Origin of the sequence: Pseudovibrio sp. FO-BEG1, assembly GCF_000236645.1 — a bacterium.
Taxonomy (GTDB): domain Bacteria; phylum Pseudomonadota; class Alphaproteobacteria; order Rhizobiales; family Stappiaceae; genus Pseudovibrio.
The window spans coordinates 2433618-2456941 of record NC_016642.1 but is presented as its reverse complement, the minus strand read 5'-3'; the positions used below and the strand labels follow the sequence as shown (position 1 = coordinate 2456941).

Below are 23324 nucleotides of genomic sequence, written 5' to 3'. Positions count from 1 at the left end.
AAGCGGCTTCCTCATTGTGCAACCAACATTTCCGAAAGGTACTTTAGCTTACCATTACGAACTATGCTGCCATCCTCTTTAACTTTTACTGTGACTTCGGCACTTTCATCTCTTGCTTCTTCGGGAACCAACAACATAAAGCCATGCTGAGCCAGCTTTTTGTTTCTACTACCAAATCTCTCAGCATAACGATCTGCTTTGGCTTCAGCCAAGACAACTCCGTTGACTTCCAAAACAACTGATACTTTTTTTGACGTGTCTCTTCTATCCCATGCCCAGCCTTCAACATGGGTTGGGTTTAAGGCCAAAAGCTCCTTTGGCGGTATAGATGCTTTAATTGGAGACCCTGAATAACCACGGAGTAAGCGAAGAAATTTTCTCTTAAGTCTAAGCTTAGATAAAACGCGACCAACTGAGAGAAATGGCCTCCGTCTTTCTTGAAAACGCGCAGTTGCCACATCCAGGTTTGCTGCTGGCTCAGTTACTCTATGCTCTTCGATATCTAGGCTTGATTGTAATTTTTTTGCAGCAATGCCTGGAATCTTAAAAAGAGCATCATGCCGGCTGAACATGCTTTCGGCGGCATCTCGGTCTAAGATTACACCGCCTGAGACCGCCGCAAAAACGTTCGTAGATAATTTGATAACTCGAATAAACTGAGTACGTGTTCTATCTTTATTTACTAAATGAAACTTGATATTGTACCGCTCGCCTTCTGGCCAATCTTTTGGAATATCGAAGAAATGCAAAGTTGTTTCACCGGCCTGGCTGAGGAGTGACATTTGCTGTTCTGTTCCATTTACCGATAGAAAACGCTCCCCAGGGCCTATCGCTACACAGAGTATTCTCGATGCACTTTCATCCAATCCAAGTGCAACTTTGGACCATCTATTTCCTAGCTTGCGAGATCTATCTGCATGTACGAGCCAAACCGGCTCATCGTCTCTTCGTTTTTTATCCCGGTATAACTTGGATTGGAACTTGAGGCTTCCACTACCGGTGTGAGGTAAAAGAGCTAACTTGCGATATGCGATATTGTCGTTTTCTATCAAAGACATAGAGCGCAAGTATGAAGCATGTGCGTTATTTTGAATTATGTTTTCTAATTCAAATGGACTTGTTAATCGACATTCCGGAATAACTAAAAGGTCAATGCCGTGTTCTTTGCTTGCTCGCAGCACATACTCTTGTAAAAGCCCAAAGCGAAGGTCATATGGCTGCAGCCCGCCCAACTGCTTGATAAGTTTCTTGGGAACACAGACTACACTTGCACCAACTGAGTTTCCAAACACCACCTCGGATACAACATCGCTTCCGATCGGCATAATAATTTTGTTGTCTGGCAGTTCTACAAAGCTAGAAATGAGTGTGTTTTGTTGGTGCTGGATCGCAACGCGTATATCGGCACAAAAGTCTGAGGCAAAATGAACAGCTGTACCGTCACACAAAATACAAGCATCAGCTTCAGACACATCCATCGTGTGATTGAACGCTTCACCAGCCGGAAAGCCGATGAACCTGCATAATTTGGAACTTATGCCTCTATTCTGTAAATACTCGACGACTTCAAAACCCACGTCTTCAAGTGCTGGATCAGTAATCAAAACACTTACTGTATCAGGAGGGTCAGCTAACAGGCTTGTAACGAATGCCATTGCGCTTTCATTTTCACGCAACAGAACGATTACTTCTAAGTACCCAATTATGGATTTTTGTTGGTGCTTAGCATTGAACAGTGAGGGATCTATCAGATTTGCTAGGGAGTCATTTACAGATTTTTTTCCGAATGTTTCTCCAAGGTAAGCATGAAAACCGTACCAAGTTTTCAAGTTCTCTTGATTACTAAAGCTAGCACGCGGAATCTGATGTCCATCTTCGAGAGCGTGCTTCAAACGGTCTGCAAGCTGAAATGCAGTTGGTTCAATCAAACAACTGGAATGGTCTTGTGAGTCAATAAGTTCAGATGTTCCACCAACATCTGTCGCAATAAAAGGAACATTGTGTTCAAGTGTTTCATAAACAGCCATCGTAGAGTTTTCGATGAGCGATGGCATAACAGCAATCATGTCTCGAGAGCAAAGAAATGAGAGTGCCTCTGGCTGATTGAGATCTGTTATGCAGTTGACTTCAAAGCTCCAATTTTTTGCTTTTCGTTTAATGAAGTCAGCTACTTTCTCATTATTTTGGTTTGGGAGAGCTTCACCGTATTTGCCGAGAAAATTTACGGCCTTGGGCGCAATACCTTCTCGCTCTAAGAGGTCAAGAGCTGTACAAAATAACTCAATGCCTTTTCGCATCTCCAACCGACCGAAAAACGTCAGTTCTTGAGTGTGAATCTTATCACCAGCCTGTCGTGGGGGCCGTTGATCGACAACACTTATTTCCGAAAAATCTAGAATGTTTGGTTGCACAAATGTGGCTGATGGTAGTCGGTAACCAACATGCCTCATGAAGCATAATAAATGTGCGCTGCCGCCAATGACAATATCGCCGAGTTCTACACACTTTTGCTCAGCAAAACTCGCTGGCAAGAGGTCTCGTTTAGCAATGGGTTGCATTTGATAGTGGCGGTTCCAAAGGTGAGGTGAAGAGGTTTTAACGATAAAAAGTGTTTCTTGGAATGCAAGCCCCAGCTTTTTGGCCATCAACGCATAGATCAGGCCACCTCTCCATTCTGATGTATGGACCACATCAAATTTCTTTTGTGTTTTGAGCCAACTGTATGCTGCGTCATAGCGGCACTGCCAATTTTGAGAGGGGCCAATAATAGTTTTTGCCGTGTGATGCAAATAATGAAGAGTCACATCAATCTCAGCAAAATGCTTAATCCAATGATGAGGCGTTTCGTTTTCTACCCTTTCACCTTTGAGGTATAGAACGTGCACTTCATGGCCCTGTGCAGCCAACCCTTTAGCCAAATGATAGTATGTTGAAGCGATACCACCGTTTCGGACTGGTCCAAGGATCTCTTCCGTGGCAATACACACACGAAGTTTGCTTGTAGATGTGTAACCTGCGTACTTTGCTAAGTTAGGAAAACCCTCTACTGCAAATGCATCAACCTGCATAACTGGATACTCCGTACTCTTTGTTGCTTAGCAAGACTTTGGAGTTCTTTTGAAAATAGTCCCATGTTTCTCTGATGCCTGTGGCCAGGCTTGTCTGTGATTGAAAGCCTAGATCTCTTTTGGCTTTTGTAATATCCGCGAAATTATGCAGGACTTCGCCCGCTCTAAAGTCACTGTATGTAACTTCTAAGGTTTCATTTCGGCCAGTAACCCTTTTTAGTATCTGGATAATCTGATTAACGGACGTTGGCTTGCCGCTGCCGAGCTGGAAAGTCCCTTTTTTCTCAGACTTTAGAGCCTGAAAGATGCCAAAGCAGAGATCTTGGACGAAGATATAGTCTCTGGTTTGACTACCGTCGCCATAAACATGACACTGTTCATCTCTCAGAATAGATTTGATAAATGTTGCTATAACACTCCCTTTGTGAGCAGAACGAGGTCCATAGACGTTCGAAAACCGCAAGGAAGCGATATCCATCCCGTAACTTTTTGAATAAGCTGAACAATATGCTTCTGCAGCAGCTTTAGAAGCTCCATAAGGAGAAGCTGGATTAGCGGGCATGCTTTCATGAACTGGTTGAGGCGCATCTCCAACAATTGCACCTCCTGTAGAAGCATTAACAAGACGCTTTATACCGTGTTTGCGCATAGCCTCTAGAACATTCATTGTTCCTATTACATTCACGTCAAAATTGTAAGTTGGGTTTTCAATGGAATCCATCACGCGCGTATCAGCCGCTAAATGTATTACCGCGTCAACACCGCTCATTGCGTCTTCTAGAGTACGTTGATCTCTAATGTCTCCACGGATAAAATGATGGGGTACGCCTTCTAGAGAACTGACTTTCCCAGTGACTTCACTATCTAAAACCACGATCTCGTGCGATATCATTTTGGAAGCTAATGTTCTGATTAGGTTCGAGCCAATAAAGCCACAACCACCAGTTATCAGGATACGTTCGAACATTATTCGAAATCTCTTTAAAGCTGATTGATGGTTTGTTGTTCTTGGGTATGCTTGGTCCAATAAGAAACGCATTGGATTTTGGAGTAATCAGCCCTATTGCGATAACGCTGAGTGATCTCAGTGACTTCCAAAAACAGACTATCTTCCATGAGGGTAGGCTTCCAGCCAAACGACCGCAGTTGGTCATTCCTGACCACAAGGTCATTCTCTTCTGCCTCATTTCGGGGATTTGGCAAGTAATCTATTTCGCATCCAGTTATTAGCTGAATATCATTCGCCAAATCAGAAAGAGTGCGGGCCTCAGCCATTTGATTTAAAATTGTTGGTCGGGCTCCAGAGGAAGGAGGATTCATGAGTGCATATTCAATGCATTTACAGGTATCAGTGATATGAATAAACGCTCTTGTTTGTCCGCCAGTTCCATGAACTGTGAGTGGTAAACCAACAGCGGCTTGCATCAAAAAACGGTTAAGAACCGTTCCATAGTCTCCATCATAATCGAAGCGATTGATCAGCCGGTCGTCTAAACTTGTATCCTGCGTTTGAGTGCCCCACACGATGCCTTGGTGCAGGTCAGTTATGCGGAGATTGTCATTCTTCGCATAGTATTGGAACATCTGAGCATCCATAGTTTTGGTCATATGGTACACAGAACCAGGATTAGGTGGGTAGACAATTGAGTCTGTTATTTGTCGGTCATCAGATGTTCTAATTTGGACTTCCAGATATCCTTCTGGTATCGGAACAGGTTCTTCGTGGCCATAGCCATAAACGCCCATTGTGCCTAGGTGCACCAAGTGAATATCTTGTTGCACTTCAACTATTGCATTCAAAACGTTATGAGTGCCACATATATTATTGAAAGTTGTATAGTTTTTCGTACGGCTGTTTTTCATCGAGTAAGGAGCCGCACGTTGCTCTGCGAAATGTACGATACTGTCGGGTTTCTCTTCTACCAATATGCTTGTAAGCTCATTAAAGTTAAGAGCAACATCTAGTTCAATGAAACGAATAACGTGCCCAGTAACCTCAAACCAAGCATTAATCCGATCATCGATCCTACAGATTGGCGTTAGCGACTCAACGCCTAGCTCCAAATCAATTCGTCTACGTGATAAGTTGTCAATGATTACAACATCATGCCCAAGTTTACTTAGATGAAGGGCGGTAGGCCAACCGCAAAACCCATCACCGCCCAAAATAAATATCTTCACTTGCTAAACCTTCCGAGAGGAGAACTGAAGTAATTTCATATGTATTTCATGCACCTAAATTTTATAGTTGTGCATGTTACAACTTATGCACAATAGTTGAGTTATTAATACCGATTCGAGAACTTCGCAACTGTCGATTTATGCCATAATAAATTTTGATACATCTATAATGAAAGCGATCGCACCTTGATTGAGGATACCGATGACTGTCAAAGTGAATGCAAGCTTAGATAATTTCGAGTTAGGTAAACAAGCAGCCCTCGATGGTAACATCGATAAAGCAAGAGAATTTCTGCGTCCGATTGCAGATGCTACCCCATACCATCCAGCAGCTTTCTTTCTTTGCCAAGTCGAGTCGAGAAAAGGTATACTCGATAACTGCGAGAGGTATTGCCTGACATTTCTTTCTAGGCATCCGCAGCATCCAGGCATGCGAACAATTGCTGCCTTACTTCACATTGCGAATGGTGACTTTGAGCGAGCAGAGAATGAGTTAAAAATCGCCTTAAACACAAATCCAAAACATCAACGTGCTCTGAAGGTACTTCAACAGGTGAACAGCCTGCAACAGCAAGAGGAAGCTCGCAATGCTCTTAAAGTCATTAATACATTTGAATCATCAAAGCTTTCCAAGACCAAAGCAGCACGAAGTTTGAAAAATATTGTTCCAGCCAATGATTGGGACAATCATGAGTTACAGGCTAAAGTGGCTTTTTTCCATAACAGCAGCAACATAAAACGAGCGCTTAAAGACTTCGAACCAGAGTTAATCGAGAAGGCAGTTGAGCTGGGTTATTGTACTTGGCCTAAGAAAATTCAGCAATATGTTAAAGGAAAGCGTGTACTAGATGTTGGGTGTGGTTTTGGTGGATATGCATTAGGCTATTTATGTGCAGGTGCGAAGAGCTACACTGGAATCGATCCTGCAATGTCACTTTATGAAAAAAGAATGCGCAACAAGCGCATCAGGCAATGGGTAGAAGTCTCAAAGTCAGCGCAAGAGATAGCAAATACTATTGAAGGTATTGAGTTGCTACAAACTTCAACACAAGAGCTTCTTGGCCAGAACACATATGATGTTGTTTGCCTTCACAATGTTACTGAACATCTATTAGATATCAAAGATATATTTTCAGATATTGCGAAGCTTTTAGCAAAGAACGGAAAACTCATTTTTCTGCATCATAACTTCTATGGTTGGAGTGGGCATCACATGGCCCCTCATAACCCTTCGATCTTAGATATCAGCAATCCTGAGCATAGAAAGTTCAGTGACTGGAACCATATTAACATCGTCGAGGAGTTACCCAAGGACCACTACTTGCATACTAACCTTAATCAACTAAGAGTTGGTGAGCTTCGAAGATTGACACAGGAATTTTTCAAAATCAAAACTTGGGAACTTCGACCTTCTCCAGATAATGTTCTAAAACGCTTAACGCCCGACATCATAAGAAAAGTACAAAGCGTTTTGCCAAACATCACGAAAGAAGAGTTGGAAACGAATGCAGTTTTTTGCATAGCTAGCGGTAGATAGCTCGCTTTAACGTCTGCAGATTGATTAAGTGACAAAAGTTACAATGTTGTTTGGAGTTCTTAGTCCAGGTAAATTTTACAATCAAAAGTTATCACCTAAGAAGATATTCTCCCTCACAGTTTTGCTTCAAGGTTTATTCTGGTACATATAGATTGAGCAATGTATAAGCTTAATCTGTGTGTTGAGATTGGAATGTCGCGGTATCAAAAGCTTGATAAGAATGAACTTCTGAATGCTGCTGAGAGGGTTATTCAGAACCAGGGGGCTCACGCGCTTTCTATTGGCACAGTAGCAGCAGAAGCTGGGGTTTCTCGTGGTGGGATACAGTCCAACTTTGGTACGCGGGCTCAGCTGATTGATGCACTGTTTGACAGGTGGGATGAAGACCTTGAGCGCTACAAGCAAGAGGTACGTTCTCGCGCACGCAGTGACATCAGTGATCTGGATGTTTTTCTTGCAGCCTCCCGGTTGCAGCACAAGCAACAACCTCAGCAGATGTCAGCCATGATGATTTTAACCATGCAGACACAAGCGCACCGTGAAGCCTCTCATGAATGGATGGCGGACAAGCTGAGTTTGATACCTTCTGAAGACAAGCAAAAGCGTCTTGAACGTCTCCGCCTGCTTGTAAGCGAAGCGATGATTGTCATTCATTCGATGCAACTGACACCGCTTACTGAAAATGATTGGGACGAGGTTTGGGATGATCTGGATGGAGTGTTCAGAAACGACACCCCATCCTAAAAGTTTCATCAGCTTGCCTTAAACAGCGACCTGCTCGTTTCGTTCAGCATCAACCGAGGCTGAGTGTTTGGGTGCGAACAGCAGGTAAATGTAAGGCAGCGTTATCAGTGTAAACATCGTACCGATCACCATACCTGCCACCAGAATTATCCCGATACTGTTGCGGGCTTCTGCACCCGGCCCTGTCACAAGAACCAGAGGAAAGTGACCTAAAACTGTCGCTGCTGTCGTCATGATAACAGGGCGCAGTCTGGTCTTTGCAGATTCAATGATCGCTGTTGTCAGATCCTTTCCTTGCTCGACAAGAACGTTTGCAAATTCAACAATCAAAATTGCGTTCTTGGCAACCAGCCCAACAAGTGTGATCACTCCAATTTGTGAGTAAATGTTCACCGAGGTGAACCCCAAAAAAGTAAACACAAGAGCTGCAGACAAAGCCAGTGGCACAGAGCCAACAACAACAATGAGCGGAGTCCTGAAGCTGTTGAACTGTACGCTCAGCGCTAGATAGACAACCGCGATGGAAGCAAGAAGGACAAACATCAGACTATTGCCTTCCTGCTTAATCTGCCGGGATATGCCAGCGTAATCTGTCCGTCATCAAGGACAATTGGACAAGATTGGCTTTCGAATAGTGGAGTGTCTGGCCCTTTTGCGTGTTGATGTTAAGCGGCTTGAGCGTGGTAGCGCAAGCGACGATTTTGAAGAGTTCTGCGTTTAATCATCTGTCGGTTTTGTAAGATCGCCTTATCCCTCTCGAAATAAACATCTGCTGGTGTCACGTTACCTAGGCTCTCGTGATAGCGATGATTATTGTAGTAATCGACGAAGTTCCCGATCTGTGCTTCATACGCTTCTCCTCCAACCATTCAGCCAGGTCGGTAGAGATGTAGGAGCTCCCGTTATCGGACAGTAGCCGTGGACGATGGAGTATCTTGGGCTGCTCGCATCCAGAGACATCGAGTGCCAGTTGAAGGGTATCGGTTACATCCTTGGCTTTCATAGTGGAACACAGCTTCCAGGCAATGATGTAACGGGAGTAATCGTCGAGAACAGTTGAGAGATAGAACCAACCCCAACCAATAATCTTGAAATAGGTAAAATCGGTCTGCCACTGCTGGTTCGGCTTTGTTGTCTTATCCTTGAACTCGTCTGCGGCCTTGATGACGACATAAGCCGGGCTGGTAATCAGGTCTTGCGCTTTCAGTAGTCGGTAGACAGAAGCTTCAGATACAAAATAGCCTTTTGTGTCTGTGAAGCGGACCGCGAGCTCTCGTGGTGACAAATCTGGCTCGTCTAGCGCCATCTCGATAATCTGTGATCTGATCTCATCGGGAATACGGTTCCAGACCTTGGCGGGACGTGAAACTCTGTCCTCCAACGCTTCAACGCCGCCTTCCAGATAGCAGTTATACCAAACATAGAACGTTGAGCGTGGAATACCCAGCAGCTCTAACGTGCGCTTGATTGGCTGATGTGATCCTTCAACCAGCCGAATAATCTCCAACTTCTCGTGGGCGGGATATCTCATTCGTCGTCTCCCCCATCCTCGAGCATGCTTTTTTTAAGAAGCCGCAGCTCCAGAGCTTGTTCGGCGACCACCTCCTTGAGATCGCGTGCTTCTTTGCGCAGCACCTTGACCTCACCGGTGCTGGCCTGACGGGCCGTATCACCAGCAAGTCGCTTCTTACCGGCTTCCAGAAACTCCTTCGACCAGCTGTAGTAAAGCCCCTGTGAGATGCCCTCTTGTCGGCACAACTCGGCAATACTGTCCTCACCACGCAGTCCAGCCAGAACGATACGTATCTTGTTTTCAGTGGAATAGCGCTTTCGGGTCTTGCGCCGGATGTCTTTAACCGCCTTCTCAGCTGCAGCGCTGGCGGTCCTTGTGTTTTGCCCCATTGTTCACTCCTAGTCTAGTGATCATGGGCCAAAACACTCCCTTACTCAAATCGATCGATCTGTCCATATGACTTCGACGGGGAACATACAACGTGGTCCAGAAATCATAACCGGGACCGTAAAGAACTTTCGCTCAATTTCGAGAACATGTGTTCAGTTCGAGCTGAAAGAGATAACTGGAGTGTTTCAACTTTCAATCTCGCAAGCTTGGGTGCTCAATAAGAATGATAAAATTGCAGTTGCAGGGGAAGTTAATTCTGAAACCGGCAAGTTTCTCGCATGTGCGTATTCTAATTATACAAAAGGAGTTACAGGGCGCGAGGAGGAAAAGATATCCAGAAAACTGTTTTGCGCAGGCGTACTAGGCTTCAGTGCATTTTTCTTTCTTCTTTCAAACTCACTCACCTTCGGCATACTTCTATTAATCGGCGATATAATATTCTTGACTGCAACCCGACCAACTTGGGAGGAAAAGCGGCTAGAAAATCTGGTGAAGATTGTTGGTAGCGGCAAAACTGCTTCGGCAGACGAGCTCGATATAGACGGCCAAGAGTTTCGCAAAGAACCAAAGTTTTGATCTAAGAGCAGGCAATGACCCAAGCTTTGCTGAGCCAGTGCAATCATTTTCTGATGTGCGGGTGATCCCAGCTGTACTTCTTATCTGCAAGCTTGGAGATCTCAGCACGGCCATATATTGGCATTGGGCGTAGGGATGAGGAATTGGTCAGCGAGACGTTGGGCGGCTTTTTCGAGGCGGTCTTTCGTTAAGTACCCGAATACTGTCAGCGATTAATGCTAGATTTGGATCTAACTCATCATAAGAGACTAACGGGAAGTCAATTTTCTCAGAACAGCTTTTTCGTAACCGAGGAAACTCTTTTTTGCTCTGATAAGGCCACGGTAGTTCCCTAATTGTCATTTTTGCATAAAAGCCAAATAACAGCTGACCAATAACGACAACATTAGGGGTGACTTTGGATATGATGGGTTCAGCAATAAGAATGTTCTCAAGGCTCCATTCATGCTTGCTAATTGCAACAATTCTTATATCAACATAAGAATCAAAATTCTCCGGAAGATATCGAGCCTTACACCATCCTTTAAACCTTTCCTCCCAACGTTTTGCTAGCTTGAATCCAGGACAGCGTTTTGAAATCGAAAACCTATATAAGTTAGCGATCAATGCTAATGCAATTTTCTCGTTTGAATGAGTAATTGAGCACGACAGCTTCTCATTAGGATTGAGCTGATGTTGTGAAATTATTTCTTGTACGTCTTTAAACGCCAAACTCAGCGCAGTGTCGTAAGTCCCGAGCACATCATTGTCACAAGCATGGCACAGAATACTTTGATCATACTCCAAGGTTTGTGAGGGAGTAACACGTTTTCTATCGACAGTTATAGTTAGAAAATTATCACCATTCTTAAGATTAGTTCCTGAGTATTGTTTTAGAAATTCAGGATAAAGATGTGCTCGACAAAGTTCTTTCTCTTGACCGCACATATGGCAAGTGCCGAATGCTTTTTTCTTAGACATATTACCTCTCCTTTTGATTCGTTTATTTTTCGAGGCCGCTTTACCTTAGGGGATAATAAATATTTAGTAAAGTTAGTTGTATATTTTATTTTACCCTACGTAACACCGTCAAAATGATCGTTTTTTGATGTGAAGAGTTGGGGGGATCAAAAATTGTTCAGAGACCTAGAAATTCAATAACTTGAAAGTCTTTCGCGCGCCTTTTAGCCTGCAATAGCAAAGCTGGAGATGCTACTATGAAGCAGGTAATATCGGTTGTATTCGGAAGTTGCGTTCTATGTGCCTGTCAAACTGGAGAGCCTTCCAGTAACATTACCCCCGGAGTGCCCCAAGAAGTAACAGAAACCCAGCGTAAATCAGTTGAAAAGTCAGTCGCTCAAAATTTGAAGGACCCGTATTCTGCCAAGTTTGGTCCTATGCAAGCTACCGTTGATCTAACTACTTCGGTTACCACAGTATGTGGATACGTAAATGCCAAAAACTCATACGGCGGTTATGTTGGCATGAAACCATACATCGGAGTGCTTGTTTCCTCAGGGGAATCAACAGAGTTTGTTGTAGCTAATATAGCTTCATCCGCGACGGAAATTAGAGCGATTAAAACGGTATGCGCGCGCTCTGGAATAACTTCGATTTAATAGATTAACGCCGAAGCTTGTTAGTACTGCATATCTGCACTTCTAAGTTTTAAAAGTCTGATTTTTACCATCCACTAGCCACCATCATGTAGTTGCCGACGCTAGTCCCAACCGTGCTGTTTACCGATGATTGCAAGCACGCGGGGACGCATCTGGCGGCAGAAGGCACTGATTGCTAGGCTGATGCGAGCACTTTCACTAGCGCGGAGGAGCTCGTCATAATAGCGCACTTCGAAGCGGTAACTGATCTCACCCGTTCAAGTAAGATATTGGCAATACAATTTTCTAGCCGAAATGATTAGCTATCGCACTCACCGCTTTTGAATAGCTGAAAGCTTTCTCTGCACCATTGTCAAAATGCACGTAGAAGCAGGAGGTTGTTACGTAAGACCCATTTGGCCTTTCGTCGTTATTCCATCGACGGAATACATTGATAGGCTTATGTGGCACATCATGTCCTGGAACCGCATTGCAGTAATCTTTGTACAAGGCTAACACATTTGAGAGATTGTCGGGACTAACAGCTTGGTCGAGGGGTGTATCATTTAGAACTTTCTTGAAGTAAGCGTTTGCTTTTCCAGCTGCTTCAAAAGTTAGACCAGAGCTCAAATTTACTGGTTTTTTCTTCCCCATATGTCACCTCAGCGTTCATTCACTTTCAAGTTAGTCCCGTTGAGTGAGACTGACAATTATCACTTTCTGAGGACATACGGCCAAGCTGCTTCACTCAGAAACCAGAATTCGCATACTTCTTTTCACTTCCGCCCCCTCGCCATCATGGCGTAGTTGCCGACACTGGCCCAATCCTCATCAATGAGTGCGGCCAGCAGTTTTTTCTTTAGCTCGTCATCAGAGAACTGGTGCCGATTGTCCCAGCCGTGCTTCTTGCCGATATTGGCCAGCATCCGGGAGCGCATCTGGTGGCTAAATGCGCTGATCGCATGACTGATCTGAGCGCTTTCATTGCTGCGATGGAGCTGGTCATAATAACACTCCTCAACGGCGTCGCTGATCTCACCCATTTTTCCTCCAATACGACTATTTTGCCATGGCTTAAATAAAGCGGCATAGAGACGGCTGCTCCCTCTTCTGGCGCCAACCATACCCATTTTAACGACAAGGCCCGTTAGAGCCGCGTTAGAAACGCGTGCTGGGTGGTTTTACCCCGTCTATGCCAGTGCTGGCTTCATCTCACGTAGGATTGCCAGCAAACCCGATGCCAATCCCGTTTGTATTTGAACGGTACTCGGACCATGAAAAAGTTTCGGCGGAAGCGCTTCCGGCGCTCATTTTAATCTTAGCTGCGAAACTGGCTTCAACTTGAGACCACTCGTTGGAGACTGCCTTCCATGCCAAAGAGCAAGCAGCAGAGCGCAACCACCAAACAGATTGAAGTGTTTCGTCCTGGAACATTCAACTCCATGGGCGGAACTTCATTTTCCATCACCGGGGACGAACTAAAGGCGCTGGCTGAACGTTATGATGCCAGCGCCAACCCGGTACCGGTTGTGGTGGGTCACCCTAAGACCAACGATCCTGCTTATGGCTGGGTGCAAAGCTTTTCTTATGATGATGCTTCAGAGCGCTTGATTGCTGAGGTGGGCGATCTAGACCCGGAATTCAGTGAGGCGGTGGGTGCTGGTCGCTACAAGAAGATCTCTATGAGCTTTTTCCTGCCCGGCAGCACCTCCAATCCGGCTGGTGATGACCTTTACCCGCGTCACGTGGGTTTCCTAGGCGGGGCGGCACCTGCGGTCTCCGGTCTGAAGCCCGTTGAGTTTTCCGAAGGTGATGACGATGCGCTCACAATCGAATTTGGAGATCGCGCCTTTAAGGACGTGGCCGGATTGTTTCGCCGCCTGCGCGAATGGCTCATCGAAGAGCATGGGGCAGAGACCGCCGATAAAACTATCCCTGATTGGGAAATTGGCTGGATCGATGATGCAGGAACCACGCCTGCCCCTGTCTCAACTGAATTTTCTGACCCTAAAAAGGATGAACCGGTGCCCGATCCAAAGACACCCCAAAAACCCGGCAATGCAGACTTTGCAGCTCGCGAAGCTGCTCTTGTGGCTCGCGAACAGGAGTTTGAAGCCCGTGAAGCTGAAGTCCGCCACAAAGAGCACGAAGACTTTGCAGAAAGTCTGATCAATGAAGGCCGACTGGCAACCAGCCACAAATCCCGTGTGGTTGCGCTGCTGGATGGCCTCGCAAATGAGGATACTGCTTCTGTTGAGTTTGCCGATGGTGGAGCCGTCAAAACTCAAGGGCTTCTGGAATTGACCAAAGACCTGCTCAAGACACAGCCAAAAATCGTTGAGTTTGGTGAGACCGATTTGGGCAACCCTCCGGGTGATGGAAATCTGGATGAGGAAGCTATCGCCCATGAAGCGGTAGAGTTCCAGCAGTCCAAACGCGAGGCGGGCCTGGAAGTTTCCATTACCGATGCTGTGACGGCGGTACGCAAAAAGCACGGCCTGGACGGCTAAGGCGCTTCAACCCTTTCCCTTAGATTTTGTTTACGGAGAGAAGAGATGCAGGAGTTCGGCCTCATCAAGAACTACACCGGTCAGGGCAAGACAGACCAATACCGTCTGATTGCACCCGGCTCTAAAGACGGGCACGTCAGGCGGGCGGGCGTTGGCGATAAACTTCTCGGCACATCTGGTGTGCGCGGGGCTCAAGACCAGGCGCGGCTGGATGTTTATCTCGACAACATCCGTCCGATTAAGTTTGGCGGCACGGTTGCCTTCGGTGACCCGCTGACCAGCGATGCTGATGGGCGAGCCATTAAGGCAGATCCAGCGGACGGCGTGACCATCCCAATTGCAGGCCATGCCATGTGCTCGGCAACCGAAGGGGTTGTCGGCGATATGCACGTGCTGCCCGGTTACATCACCGGTTAAGCCTCCTTCGTTTCTTTCTTTTTTCATTTCAAGGATGACTTAAATGTCTGCCACGGACCAGTTTACCGAGAGCCCGACGCTCACAGCAATTGCAATTGCCTATAAGAACCCAGATGTGTCGCTGATTGCTGACGAGGTTCTGCCACGCGTACCAACCCCGCGCAGCTTCAAGTACCACAAATATGATGAGGCAGGTGACTTCACTGTGCCCGATACCCGCGTCGGTCGCCGGTCTTCTCCGAACCAGGTGGAGATTGAAGGCACAGAAACGGACGCATCTGTTGAGGCTTATGGTATCGACATCCCACTGGACAATGTGACCATTGAAGAAGCAAAGAAGCAGAAGTGGAACCCGGAAGGCAAAGCCACGGAACGCGCCACCAACATTGTCAATCTGGACCGGGAAATCCGTGTCGCTAAACTGGTTTCCGATCCAACCAATTATCATGCGGACCATGTTGAAGCTCTATCTGGTTCAGATCTGTTTTCTGATCCAGGCAGTGACCCGATCTCCATTCTGGAAGACATGATGTCAACCTGCTGGGTGAAGCCTAATCAGCTTGGCTTTGGCTTCAAGGTTTGGCGCGATCTGCGCAAACATCCCAAAGTGGTCAAGGCCATTCATGGCAACTCCGGGGATCAGGGCCGCGCTACCAAAGCCCAGGTGGCAGAGCTTCTGGAGATCAAGCGCATCCTGGTGGGCGAAAGCCGGGTCAATCTCAAACGTCCTGGCGAGGATCCTGTTCTGGCCCGTGTCTGGGACAACATCGTTTGCGGTCAGTACATAGACCGCACCGCTGACACCTCAGGTGGCATGACCTTTGGTTTCACCGCTGTTCACGGCAAGAAGGTCGCCGGTACGCTTCCGGCCAATATGGGTATTCATGGCGGCAAGTTGATCCGCTCTGCAGAAGAAGTGCGCGAGGTGGTCATCGCTTCGCGTGCTGGTTTCCTGATCCAGAATGCGACCGCCCCAGACGCCTGATCCGCACACTTCATAAGCGGGGCTGACACTGCCCCGCCCATTTCCTTTCATCCGAAATTATTGGAGGCTCCTTATGGATCCGGAAACTAGACTTTACCCCGTTCTCTCCAAGCTCAAACACAACGGCAAGCGTTACACTGAAAGCGATGTTGTTGAGATGACAGAAGCTCAGGCCGAGACCCTACAGGCTCTTGGTGTGTTGGGTGAACCTGAAGATACCTCTCCGGCTGCGGCAGATGAGACCATCAAGCTTTCTGCTGAAGAGCGTAAAGCTAAGATCGTTGAAGTCATTTCCGCCCTTGATCCCGATAAGGACTTTAACAAAGACGGCTCTCCCAAAGTGAAGGCCGTTGAGCTTCTCACCGGCTTTGATGTTTCTGCTGATGAAGTCAAAGCAGCCCATGCTGCCATGACTGCTGCTCAGTAAATAGGAGCGTTAGAGACCATGGCAAAGCTGCGCTTCCTAACGGTTGATGAGTTCATCTTAAGGCATGAAGAAAGCAATCTGCTTGCTGTTGCCGGGATTGGCGGACCGAACTCTGCGGGTGGACGACATATCGACCGCTCCCGTGTGGAAGTGCAACTTGGCCGCGCTGAAGCTATGGCGGGCGGTTATCTTTATGGTCGCTTTGCTGCCCTGAAGACCATTGAACCCGTTGATGCCCCGGAAGCCTTAAAGGGCGTTGTCTCTGATCTTGGTATTTATTACCTGCGCGAGCGGCGTCATCACTCCAACGCAGTCGAAGAAGAAACCCGCAACCGTTACCGGGACTGTTTGTCTTGGCTAAAGGATGTTCAAGCAGGCCGTGTGGATCTGGGACTTGACGTGAGCAACGGCAATGAGCCGGTCACTGGTGGGATCTCAGCTTCTTTTGATGAAGGCTGTGCGGACAAGATCCTGGAGGGCTATCAATGAAGCAGATTGAGCACCTTCAGGATCAGATTGTTGAGCGCCTTAAGCTCTATCTACCCTCTGTTGCCTATGTGGGTGGTTTTCCCTCCAAACCGGAAGAGTTCGACCTTGCCAATTTCAAGATGTCGGCTTTGGTTCACTACTCGGGAGCACGCTACGCCAGCGACAACGACCTGAATCACACCACACAATCGCGCATCATGCGGTTTGCAATCGCATTGAGCCTAACCTCTCTGGAAGGAGAGCATGGGGCCTATTCAGTACTGGAACGCTGCCGAGCTGCCTTGCAGAACTTCCCCTTAGCCGGGGCAAGCCCACTCATGCTTGAACGCGAGGATCTCGTGGAGCACGCGCCAAACATTTGGCGCTGGCAAATGGAAGTACGCTGTCAGGCCCGCAGTATTTCTGATCATCAGGGACCGCGCCGTCCGGTTCCCCCAATTTCACGACAGAAGGATTAGAGCCATGAGCGCTCAAGGATCGGCACCCGCCGAGTTTTCTGATTATGTCTATAGTGGCCCGGTCCAGTCGGTCCAGCTGAAAGCCAAAAATGCAAAGGGAAAGCAAATGACTTTCTTTGAAAGCACGTTCTTTCCCGGAAAAACCTACACCCTGCCAACCGATCATCCGACTGTTGCCGCTTGGGTCTGCGGTCGCATCCTGAAAGAAGCTACGGAGGCGTCCAATGGCTGAGCGTATTTTTGGACCTGAGATTGTTGATGCCAATGAAGACGGCGTCCTGGTTCGTGAGCTTAAGGCAGCAACAGCTTTTTTGGTCGGGACCGCGCCAATTCATGAGGTGCATGACACCCCGGCAGAGCAGGCAAAGTACATCAACAAGCCTATTCTCATCCGCCGCGAAAAGGATATTGCCAGGCACTTTGGTCCGTTTCGAGATGGCTATACGCTGCCGCAAAAGCTACGGGCTATGTTCAAGCAGTCCAAAACACGTGGCATTGGCACCATCTGCGTGATCAATGTGTTTGATCCGGCAGCCCATAAAGATGATGCAGACAAGCCTGATCCAAGTAAGGTTGGCGCACTTGATATCATTGGTGCCTTTGATGCTATGGGTCGCCCAAGTGGGTTGAAGCTGGCTTACTCCTGTTATCAGCGCTTTGGCTGGTTCCCGAAGAATATCGGGGCTCCTGGCTTTGATGGTCTCACGGGTGTGCGTGCTGAAATGGCGGCAATCTGTGCACGCATTCGCGCTCGCTGCTATTGGGATGCCCCTTATGGCGTAACCTTGCAGCAACTGGTGGAAGCGCGAGGTCCGAGTGGTTCATTTGATTTCCAGACCAATGACACCCGCGTCAACCTATGCTGGCCGATGATGGAAACGGTCAATCTGGATGACACTTCCGCACAGGCTGGTCAGGTTATCCCGGATCATTACTCCGCCTACCTGATGGGCATCGTACTTATGAGTGTGATGGAGTACGGCTATCAACACAGCCCTTCCAACCGGGCGATTAAGGGCATTGAGGGTGCGGCGCAAGAAGTACTTTATGTGCCCGGCGATGGTTCCAGTGATACGCAGGTCACCCGCTCTAACGGGATTATCTCCGTTGAAGAGCGCTTTGGCAAAGGTCCACATACTTCCGGCAACCGCAATGCTGGCTATCCAACTAAGACCACTATGCTGACGTTCTTTCACGCTCAGTACACTCAAGACGTCCTGGACGAAGCGGTGCTGCACTTTCTTGACGAGAAGAAAGATCGTGTCGGCTCTTTGGCCCGCATTGAACAGATTGAAGATGCCATCAATGCCTGGGGTATTGGCAAGACAGGTGGCAAAGACCCCGAACTTTCCGGTTTCCGCTTTGCCTTCGACAGGGAGCTGATGAGCACAGCCTATGCAGCTGATGGTTGGTATCACTACACACTGGAGTTTGCGCCAACCGGCATCATGGAAACCCTGACCGTGCGCCGCTCCCTCAACATCAACCTTCTGGGCGATGCGCTGGGTCTTTCCCAGTCCGAAGCGGCCTAAGTGTTTTTAGAAAGGATCATACATGGCTGATTATCGCGGACGCTTTGGGCAGATCACTAACTCAGATATCTATCTGGAAGACAACACCCTTGTCGGGCTCGCCAAGTCTTTCAAAATGCCCAAAATCGAATGGAAGACGGTAGACATTGAGACACTGGGTCAGGTGGCTGTCTATAAAGCACCTACCAGAACACTGGAAGCACTCACTGGTGAAATCACCATGAGCAGCGTGGACCCAGAACTTCAGGAAATCTTTCTGGATCCCACAAAGACCCGAACTATCCAATCGCACAAGTATGTGGATGTGAACAGTACGGACGGGGCAGATCTGGAAAAGTCTTATACGCTGGTTACCATCTTACAGGTTCGTTTCTTTGGTCATGAACTGGGCGAGAGCAAGAATGGCGATCCAGAAGAGTCGACACATGAAATGTCGATCTCGCGTCTGGTTCAGCGCATTCATGACAGTAACAAGCCCCTGTTTGAGGTGGATGTATTTGCCAGCTCCGTGCGGAACTCTTCCGGCGAGATGTGGCGCCGATAAGCTCATAGTGGTCTCTAGAGACCGCGACCGTCAAAGCCCCCGTTGCTTAACCGCGCGGGGGCTTTTTGCGTTTTGAACGACTGAACACTGAAATTGGAAAGAGGCACATCATGGACACCCAGGACACTCCAAAATCCGCAGTACCTGAGATTAAAAAAGATGCCGGTGTGATCGGCAAACTGAAGGCTTACCGGGATGCCAATCAGGGCTCCGACACTTTCACGCTTCCCCTCACGCAGGTTTAAGTCGAGTTTCCAAAGTTCCGTAAGCATGGTGCCTGGACGCAAGTTCTGGCCATGGCCAAAAACAAGATCGGTAAGGCGCAAATTCTTTACATTTGCAAGGTCTGCACCTTTGACGGCGAGAAACTCTCTGAAGCGGATTGGCGGGCTTATATTCCCATGGAAGATGCCAATGATCTTATGGGCGAAATCTTCGGCGGCTCTGATGATGAGTTTGAGGATGACGAAGAGGGAAACGAGAACCCGGCAGCGGCTTAGCGCTGTCAACGCTTGAATGCCACACCTACATGGTCAACCGGGGATGGTCCCCCGGTTACCTCGACGACCTGCTAGAGGTTGAATTCCTATCACACTTTGACCAGCAGGTAGCGCTGGATGAGGCGCGGGCCGAGGCTGAGCGCAAAGCCGTCGAGGCTGCCTCTCGGCGGTGATGACGGGGAACAGCTATGCGCCTTGGAATTACCGCTGAGTTTAAAGATCGTGCATCAAAAAAGATGCGCAAGCTCCTGCGTTTTAATACGCTGATGGCAAAACAGCTTAAAGCCCAGGACAAGCTGCAAAAAGGTCAGGTTAAGTCTGCGGGCAAACAAGCCAAAGCCACCCAAAAACTAGAAAAAGCGACGGGCAAAACCGCTCAGGCAGCCGGTAAAGCTGCCCGAGCCACTGAAGCGATTGCAAAAGGATCTAGCGCCGCCGCCACTCAAACAAACCGTGCACGTGATGCTATGGGCCGCTTTGTCGGTAAAGCCAATGAAGCAGTTCGCAAAGTTGGGCGATTAGGCCGTGCCCTAGACAAGATAAAATCCAAAACCAAGCAGATCCGCGCAGGTGGTGCGCTCATTAAGGGTGGTGCAGGAAAAATCGGTCGCGGTTTGGCCGTTGGTGCCGGGCTTTATGCGGGTGCATCTGGATTGGTGGGTGGTGCTGCGAGCGCCACTATTGGTCCAGCTGCCCAGATGGAAAATTACCAAATCCAACTAAACGCACTTGAAGGGTCCGCAGAGAAAGGACGACGGGCTTTAAGTTGGGTGAGAGATTTTGCAGTTTCCACGCCTCTGGAGACGAACGAAGTTATTGAATCTTATGCAAAGCTAAAGGCATTCGGGATTGATCCCACAAATGGTTCGCTTCAGGCGTTGACTGATACCATGGCAATGAATGGCGGTAATGGGGAGTATCTTCAAGGCGTCATTCTTGCCGTTGGGCAAGCATGGACTAAAGGCAAGCTACAAGGCGAAGAAGCAATGCAGCTTCTTGAACGCGGTATTCCTGTCTGGGACATGCTTTCAAAAGCGACTGGCAAGTCTTCAGCCCAACTCATGAAAATGGCCTCAGACGGCAAACTTGGCCGCAAAGCGATCTCCAAACTAGTTGAGATGATGGGTCAGAGAGCTGTTGGAGCATCTGATAAGATGTCAAAGACCTGGGACGGCATGATGTCCAACATGCGCCAGCACTGGTTTGATTTTCGCTTGTTGATCGCTGAAGCTGGGATGTTCGATTGGGCAAAAGAAAAGCTGCAAGGTTTCCTGAGCAAGCTCAATAAGATGAAGGCTGATGGCTCGCTCAAAAAGTGGGCGGAAGATATCAGCACCAACATCATTATTGGTCTGGAAAACCTTTGGACCTTTGGCGTCGCCCTTTGGGGCGTTCTAAAAAGTGTCGGTGGGTGGCTATCTTATGCGGCCGACAAACTGGGCGGCTGGAATAACCTCATTGCGATTTTGATTGCCTTGCCAATACTGTCCACCTTGGCGGGCATTGTCACCGGTCTGGTTCAGCTTGGTATGGGACTGGCCGTTTTAGGAGGTGGGATCGCTGCTATTGGTTGGCCTATTTTAGCCGTTGTTGCAGTGGTCGCCATTCTGGCCGTGGCCGCCTGGCTTATCTATGACAATTGGGACGTGGTCTCTAAATGGCTGGCCGATACCTGGGAATGGCTAAAGCAGTTAGCTGGCATTCTTTGGGACTACCTGAAGAAGGCATTCTCCTGGACGCCTCTAGGCATCATCATTTCCAACTGGAGCACAATTAAGAGCTGGCTTGGCAAGCTTTGGGAGGGCATCAAGCAAAAGGCCTCTGCGACATGGGAGGGGTTGAAGCTGCTGTTCAAGTGGACACCCCTAGGAATGATCATCACCAACTGGGGCAAGATCACTGCATGGTTTGATAAATTCTGGACAGACCTTAAAGCCAAAATCTCTGCAAAGTGGGCGCAGATCAAAGCCACGTTTACAGGTTGGAAGTGGCCCAAGTTTCCAAGTCTGAAACTGCCGAGTTTTGACAAGATCAAGCAAAGCTTCAAAAAGTTCTTCAGTGGTTCATGGCTGCCCACAACAGATACCTTCTCCCGTTTCTGGGATAAGGTCACGGGCTTTGCAGATACTGGTTGGAAGAAGCTATCTGGTATTTTTGATGCCATCGGCAAAGCCGGAGAAACCCTTGCAAACACTGTCGGAGAAACTCTGAAGTCCCTTGCCGATATGGCAAAGTCAGTCTGGTCAGCAGTAACCGGCCCGGAAGGCGCTGACCGTTTTATTGACCAGTTGACTGAAGTGGCCGAAAACGGCTGGTCTGAAGACTTTGTAGAGGGTCTGGCACTCACCGAAGCCTTGCAGGCCGGTCAGATGAATCTCGAGACCTATCAGCAAAAACTGGTAGCCATTGCCTCAGGTGGGGGGAAGTTCGCCACCCATGCTCAAAAGATGGTTGAGCTCTCTCGCCAGCTTGAGGGGCATGCTGGTTTCACACAGCCGGAACAGGCACCAGCCAATCTGGCAGAGGTTGAAAAAGCGAATGCTGCTGTAGAAGCGCTTCAAGCTTCCAGCAAAGCGGCGATTGCCCAAGTGGACAATATGCTTGGCACTGTGGACTTTGCCTATCACGGCCAACGTATGATGGAGACGATTGCCAAAGGGATGCGCTCGCGGGCTCATCTGTTGGTAGAAGAAATGCGCCGGGTCACTCAGACCTTGCGCGATCACCTGCCGTCCTCTCCGGCAAAGATGGGACCGCTTTCTGATATTCACCGCCTCAAGTTTGGTGAGACCATTGCCAGGTCCATCAAACCTGCGCCGATGGTCAAAGCCATGCGCGAGGCCGCTGCTGCCACCATGGCTGCGGCGACGTTGAGCACAGCAACAGTTTCTCCATCTCTGGCCGCTTCTGCTCCACAAGCTATTCGCCCGCCTACTGAGGCCATTCAGGCATTGGGTGGTTCTAGAACCGGAGGCGCTTCTGGTTCTGGCGGAACTATATCCGTCACTTATGCACCCCAGATCACGGTAGGTTCAGGAGCATCCATCACCCGCGAAGAAATTGAGGAAATCCTTGAAGACAAAGCGGATGAGTTGGTGGCGCTGATACATCGAAAGATGGCAGATGACGAGAGGCTTGAGTTTTAGATGATTTTTGCCAGCCTTGGAGATTTTCAGCTGGGAACCACCAGCGTGATGACTGGTCCCACAGCTGCAGAAGAAACCCTTGCCAACGATTACCACGAGCACAAGGTGGTACGGGGCAAACCAGTGCCCCAAAAGGGCGGAGAAGCCTTAGACCGACGCTCGTTCTCCTTCTTCTTTGATGAAAGCTTCTGTAACCCCGAAGCTGAGTATGCTCGCCTGGTGGCTGCTAAAGTTGCTGGCAATATCTTGCCGTTCATTCCAGGCGGCGGCGGGTTTCTGGGCAAGCATTACTTTATCAAGGAAATAAAAGGTACCACTCACAAAACCACCCAGAGCGGGCGCATTGTGCGGATCTCTGCCACTATTCAGCTGGTGGAGATTCCTGGCAGTGCCTTAAGTCTTGGCGGCATCGGCATAGCCGGAGCCGCCGTTGCCCTGCTGAACCCATTGATTAAGAGGCTTCGGTAATGGTGACAACGACCGGTGATTATCTGGAGCACGTTAGCGAGCCCGGAGAGCGCTGGGATACCATTGCGTGGGCTTATTACCGCGACCCGGAAATGATGGATCTTCTGGTGAAAGAGAACCGTCACTTGTTTCCTGAAGAGATCGCCAAGATCCCTGCAATCTTACCCCCACGCCTGACCTTGCGCATTCCGGTGATTGAGCAGAATCCGCTGGATACCGAATTGCTGCCGCCTTGGAAGCGCGGCACGGTAAAGGGCTAGGT

Annotated in this window: 23 protein-coding genes and 2 pseudogenes; 17 read left to right on the top strand and 8 right to left on the bottom strand. The window is 48.3% G+C overall.

Features of this window, described 5'->3' with window-relative positions:
* Nucleotides 1-11: 11 nt before the first annotated feature.
* Genes PSE_RS11315 through PSE_RS11305 form a run of 3 tightly spaced genes read right to left on the bottom strand, consistent with a single transcriptional unit; the run spans nucleotide 12 to nucleotide 5249 of the window.
* Nucleotides 12-3068: a glycosyltransferase family 4 protein gene (locus PSE_RS11315; protein WP_014284989.1), complete on the bottom strand. Its 3057-nt coding sequence runs from the start codon at nucleotides 3066-3068 to the stop codon at nucleotides 12-14.
* Nucleotides 3058-4035 (bottom strand): GDP-mannose 4,6-dehydratase, encoded by a 978-nt coding sequence (locus PSE_RS11310; protein WP_014284988.1) that lies wholly within the window; start codon nucleotides 4033-4035, stop codon nucleotides 3058-3060. Before PSE_RS11310 ends, PSE_RS11315 begins: the two co-directional genes overlap by 11 nt.
* Before the next feature lie 14 nt (nucleotides 4036-4049).
* Nucleotides 4050-5249: an NAD-dependent epimerase/dehydratase family protein gene (locus PSE_RS11305; RefSeq protein ID WP_014284987.1), complete on the bottom strand. Its 1200-nt coding sequence runs from the start codon at nucleotides 5247-5249 to the stop codon at nucleotides 4050-4052.
* A 202-nt stretch (nucleotides 5250-5451) separates the two neighbouring features.
* Here PSE_RS11305 and PSE_RS11300 point away from each other — a divergent pair, with 202 nt between their 5' ends.
* Complete coding sequence (locus PSE_RS11300; protein WP_014284986.1) at nucleotides 5452-6786, top strand: class I SAM-dependent methyltransferase; 1335 nt, start codon at nucleotides 5452-5454, stop codon at nucleotides 6784-6786.
* A 192-nt stretch (nucleotides 6787-6978) separates the two neighbouring features.
* Complete coding sequence (locus tag PSE_RS11295) at nucleotides 6979-7530, top strand: TetR/AcrR family transcriptional regulator (RefSeq protein ID WP_041768352.1); 552 nt, start codon at nucleotides 6979-6981, stop codon at nucleotides 7528-7530.
* A gap of 18 nt (nucleotides 7531-7548) precedes the next feature.
* Here PSE_RS11295 and PSE_RS11290 read toward each other — a convergent pair.
* Together PSE_RS11290 and PSE_RS11285 are read right to left on the bottom strand one after the other, a co-directional pair.
* A pseudogene (locus tag PSE_RS11290) lies at nucleotides 7549-8112 on the bottom strand (efflux RND transporter permease subunit); the annotation flags it as partial.
* 83 nt (nucleotides 8113-8195) lie between these two features.
* Nucleotides 8196-9432: pseudogene (locus PSE_RS11285) on the bottom strand (IS3 family transposase).
* Nucleotides 9433-9613: 181 nt separating this feature from the next.
* Between PSE_RS11285 and PSE_RS26690 the strand changes: the two are divergent.
* Nucleotides 9614-10009 carry a hypothetical protein gene (locus PSE_RS26690; protein WP_148266135.1) on the top strand — a complete coding sequence of 132 codons (396 nt, stop codon included), beginning with the start codon at nucleotides 9614-9616 and terminating at the stop codon, nucleotides 10007-10009.
* 147 nt (nucleotides 10010-10156) lie between these two features.
* Here PSE_RS26690 and PSE_RS11270 read toward each other — a convergent pair whose 3' ends face one another.
* The 3 genes from PSE_RS11270 to PSE_RS11255 all read right to left on the bottom strand — a co-directional run bounded on the left by PSE_RS11270 (nucleotide 10157) and on the right by PSE_RS11255 (nucleotide 12629).
* Nucleotides 10157-10969 carry a hypothetical protein gene (locus tag PSE_RS11270; RefSeq protein WP_014284978.1) on the bottom strand — a complete coding sequence of 271 codons (813 nt, stop codon included), beginning with the start codon at nucleotides 10967-10969 and terminating at the stop codon, nucleotides 10157-10159.
* Between the two features lie 923 nt (nucleotides 10970-11892).
* Nucleotides 11893-12240, bottom strand: coding sequence for a DUF3223 domain-containing protein (locus PSE_RS11260; RefSeq protein ID WP_041768350.1), 348 nt, complete (start codon nucleotides 12238-12240; stop codon nucleotides 11893-11895).
* A gap of 122 nt (nucleotides 12241-12362) precedes the next feature.
* Nucleotides 12363-12629 carry a hypothetical protein gene (locus tag PSE_RS11255; RefSeq protein ID WP_014284977.1) on the bottom strand — a complete coding sequence of 89 codons (267 nt, stop codon included), beginning with the start codon at nucleotides 12627-12629 and terminating at the stop codon, nucleotides 12363-12365.
* Between the two features lie 327 nt (nucleotides 12630-12956).
* Between PSE_RS11255 and PSE_RS11250 the strand changes: the two genes are divergently transcribed.
* The 14 genes from PSE_RS11250 (at nucleotide 12957) to PSE_RS11190 (ending at nucleotide 23322) form a co-directional block, all read left to right on the top strand.
* Entirely contained in the window at nucleotides 12957-14096 is a 1140-nt protein-coding gene (locus PSE_RS11250; protein ID WP_014284976.1) for a hypothetical protein, read from the top strand.
* 45 nt (nucleotides 14097-14141) lie between these two features.
* Entirely contained in the window at nucleotides 14142-14513 is a 372-nt protein-coding gene (locus PSE_RS11245; protein WP_014284975.1) for a hypothetical protein, read from the top strand.
* A 43-nt stretch (nucleotides 14514-14556) separates the two neighbouring features.
* The gene (locus PSE_RS11240) at nucleotides 14557-15498 is read left to right on the top strand and encodes a hypothetical protein (RefSeq protein ID WP_014284974.1); all 942 of its coding nucleotides are present in this window, start codon (nucleotides 14557-14559) and stop codon (nucleotides 15496-15498) included.
* A 73-nt stretch (nucleotides 15499-15571) separates the two neighbouring features.
* A complete protein-coding gene (locus PSE_RS11235) occupies nucleotides 15572-15925 on the top strand; it encodes a hypothetical protein (protein ID WP_014284973.1) in 354 nt (117 codons plus the stop codon).
* A gap of 18 nt (nucleotides 15926-15943) precedes the next feature.
* Nucleotides 15944-16414, top strand: a complete 471-nt coding sequence (locus tag PSE_RS11230) for a DUF1320 domain-containing protein (protein WP_014284972.1) — start codon at nucleotides 15944-15946, stop codon at nucleotides 16412-16414.
* Nucleotides 16411-16872 (top strand): Gp37 family protein, encoded by a 462-nt coding sequence (locus tag PSE_RS11225; RefSeq protein WP_014284971.1) that lies wholly within the window; start codon nucleotides 16411-16413, stop codon nucleotides 16870-16872. The genes PSE_RS11230 and PSE_RS11225 overlap by 4 nt, the downstream gene beginning before the upstream one ends.
* A gap of 106 nt (nucleotides 16873-16978) precedes the next feature.
* Entirely contained in the window at nucleotides 16979-17104 is a 126-nt protein-coding gene (locus PSE_RS27775) for a hypothetical protein (protein ID WP_014284970.1), read from the top strand.
* Complete coding sequence (locus PSE_RS11215) at nucleotides 17097-18404, top strand: tail protein (RefSeq protein WP_014284969.1); 1308 nt, start codon at nucleotides 17097-17099, stop codon at nucleotides 18402-18404. The genes PSE_RS27775 and PSE_RS11215 overlap by 8 nt, the downstream gene beginning before the upstream one ends.
* A 22-nt stretch (nucleotides 18405-18426) precedes the next feature.
* Nucleotides 18427-18948 (top strand): phage major tail tube protein, encoded by a 522-nt coding sequence (locus tag PSE_RS11210; RefSeq protein ID WP_014284968.1) that lies wholly within the window; start codon nucleotides 18427-18429, stop codon nucleotides 18946-18948.
* A 110-nt stretch (nucleotides 18949-19058) separates the two neighbouring features.
* Complete coding sequence (locus PSE_RS27770; protein ID WP_014284967.1) at nucleotides 19059-19193, top strand: hypothetical protein; 135 nt, start codon at nucleotides 19059-19061, stop codon at nucleotides 19191-19193.
* A gap of 51 nt (nucleotides 19194-19244) precedes the next feature.
* Entirely contained in the window at nucleotides 19245-19448 is a 204-nt protein-coding gene (locus PSE_RS11205; RefSeq protein WP_014284966.1) for a hypothetical protein, read from the top strand.
* A gap of 188 nt (nucleotides 19449-19636) precedes the next feature.
* A complete protein-coding gene (locus PSE_RS26685) occupies nucleotides 19637-22594 on the top strand; it encodes a tape measure protein (protein WP_014284965.1) in 2958 nt (985 codons plus the stop codon).
* Complete coding sequence (locus tag PSE_RS11195; protein WP_014284964.1) at nucleotides 22595-23062, top strand: phage tail protein; 468 nt, start codon at nucleotides 22595-22597, stop codon at nucleotides 23060-23062.
* Complete coding sequence (locus PSE_RS11190; protein WP_014284963.1) at nucleotides 23062-23322, top strand: membrane protein; 261 nt, start codon at nucleotides 23062-23064, stop codon at nucleotides 23320-23322. Before PSE_RS11195 ends, PSE_RS11190 begins: the two co-directional genes overlap by 1 nt.
* The last annotated feature ends 2 nt before the right edge of the window (nucleotides 23323-23324 follow it).

Bases quoted from the DNA above. Each gene is read 5' to 3' on its own strand.
- PSE_RS11225 (WP_014284971.1), top strand. From the start codon at position 16,411: ATGAAGCAGATTGAGCACCTTCAGGATCAGATTGTTGAGCGCCTTAAG.
- PSE_RS11215 (WP_014284969.1), top strand. From the start codon at position 17,097: ATGGCTGAGCGTATTTTTGGACCTGAGATTGTTGATGCCAATGAAGAC.
- PSE_RS11300 (WP_014284986.1), top strand. From the start codon at position 5,452: ATGACTGTCAAAGTGAATGCAAGCTTAGATAATTTCGAGTTAGGTAAA.
- PSE_RS11250 (WP_014284976.1), top strand. From the start codon at position 12,957: ATGCCAAAGAGCAAGCAGCAGAGCGCAACCACCAAACAGATTGAAGTG.
- PSE_RS11315 (WP_014284989.1), bottom strand. From the start codon at position 3,068: ATGCAGGTTGATGCATTTGCAGTAGAGGGTTTTCCTAACTTAGCAAAG.
- PSE_RS11270 (WP_014284978.1), bottom strand. From the start codon at position 10,969: ATGTCTAAGAAAAAAGCATTCGGCACTTGCCATATGTGCGGTCAAGAG.
- PSE_RS11260 (WP_041768350.1), bottom strand. From the start codon at position 12,240: ATGGGGAAGAAAAAACCAGTAAATTTGAGCTCTGGTCTAACTTTTGAA.
- PSE_RS27775 (WP_014284970.1), top strand. From the start codon at position 16,979: ATGACTTTCTTTGAAAGCACGTTCTTTCCCGGAAAAACCTACACCCTG.
- PSE_RS11240 (WP_014284974.1), top strand. From the start codon at position 14,557: ATGTCTGCCACGGACCAGTTTACCGAGAGCCCGACGCTCACAGCAATT.
- PSE_RS11255 (WP_014284977.1), bottom strand. From the start codon at position 12,629: ATGGGTGAGATCAGCGACGCCGTTGAGGAGTGTTATTATGACCAGCTC.
- PSE_RS11295 (WP_041768352.1), top strand. From the start codon at position 6,979: ATGTCGCGGTATCAAAAGCTTGATAAGAATGAACTTCTGAATGCTGCT.
- PSE_RS27770 (WP_014284967.1), top strand. From the start codon at position 19,059: ATGGACACCCAGGACACTCCAAAATCCGCAGTACCTGAGATTAAAAAA.
- PSE_RS11230 (WP_014284972.1), top strand. From the start codon at position 15,944: ATGGCAAAGCTGCGCTTCCTAACGGTTGATGAGTTCATCTTAAGGCAT.
- PSE_RS11235 (WP_014284973.1), top strand. From the start codon at position 15,572: ATGGATCCGGAAACTAGACTTTACCCCGTTCTCTCCAAGCTCAAACAC.
- PSE_RS11310 (WP_014284988.1), bottom strand. From the start codon at position 4,035: ATGTTCGAACGTATCCTGATAACTGGTGGTTGTGGCTTTATTGGCTCG.
- PSE_RS11210 (WP_014284968.1), top strand. From the start codon at position 18,427: ATGGCTGATTATCGCGGACGCTTTGGGCAGATCACTAACTCAGATATC.
- PSE_RS26685 (WP_014284965.1), top strand. From the start codon at position 19,637: ATGCGCCTTGGAATTACCGCTGAGTTTAAAGATCGTGCATCAAAAAAG.
- PSE_RS11245 (WP_014284975.1), top strand. From the start codon at position 14,142: ATGCAGGAGTTCGGCCTCATCAAGAACTACACCGGTCAGGGCAAGACA.
- PSE_RS11195 (WP_014284964.1), top strand. From the start codon at position 22,595: ATGATTTTTGCCAGCCTTGGAGATTTTCAGCTGGGAACCACCAGCGTG.
- PSE_RS11205 (WP_014284966.1), top strand. From the start codon at position 19,245: ATGGCCAAAAACAAGATCGGTAAGGCGCAAATTCTTTACATTTGCAAG.
- PSE_RS11190 (WP_014284963.1), top strand. From the start codon at position 23,062: ATGGTGACAACGACCGGTGATTATCTGGAGCACGTTAGCGAGCCCGGA.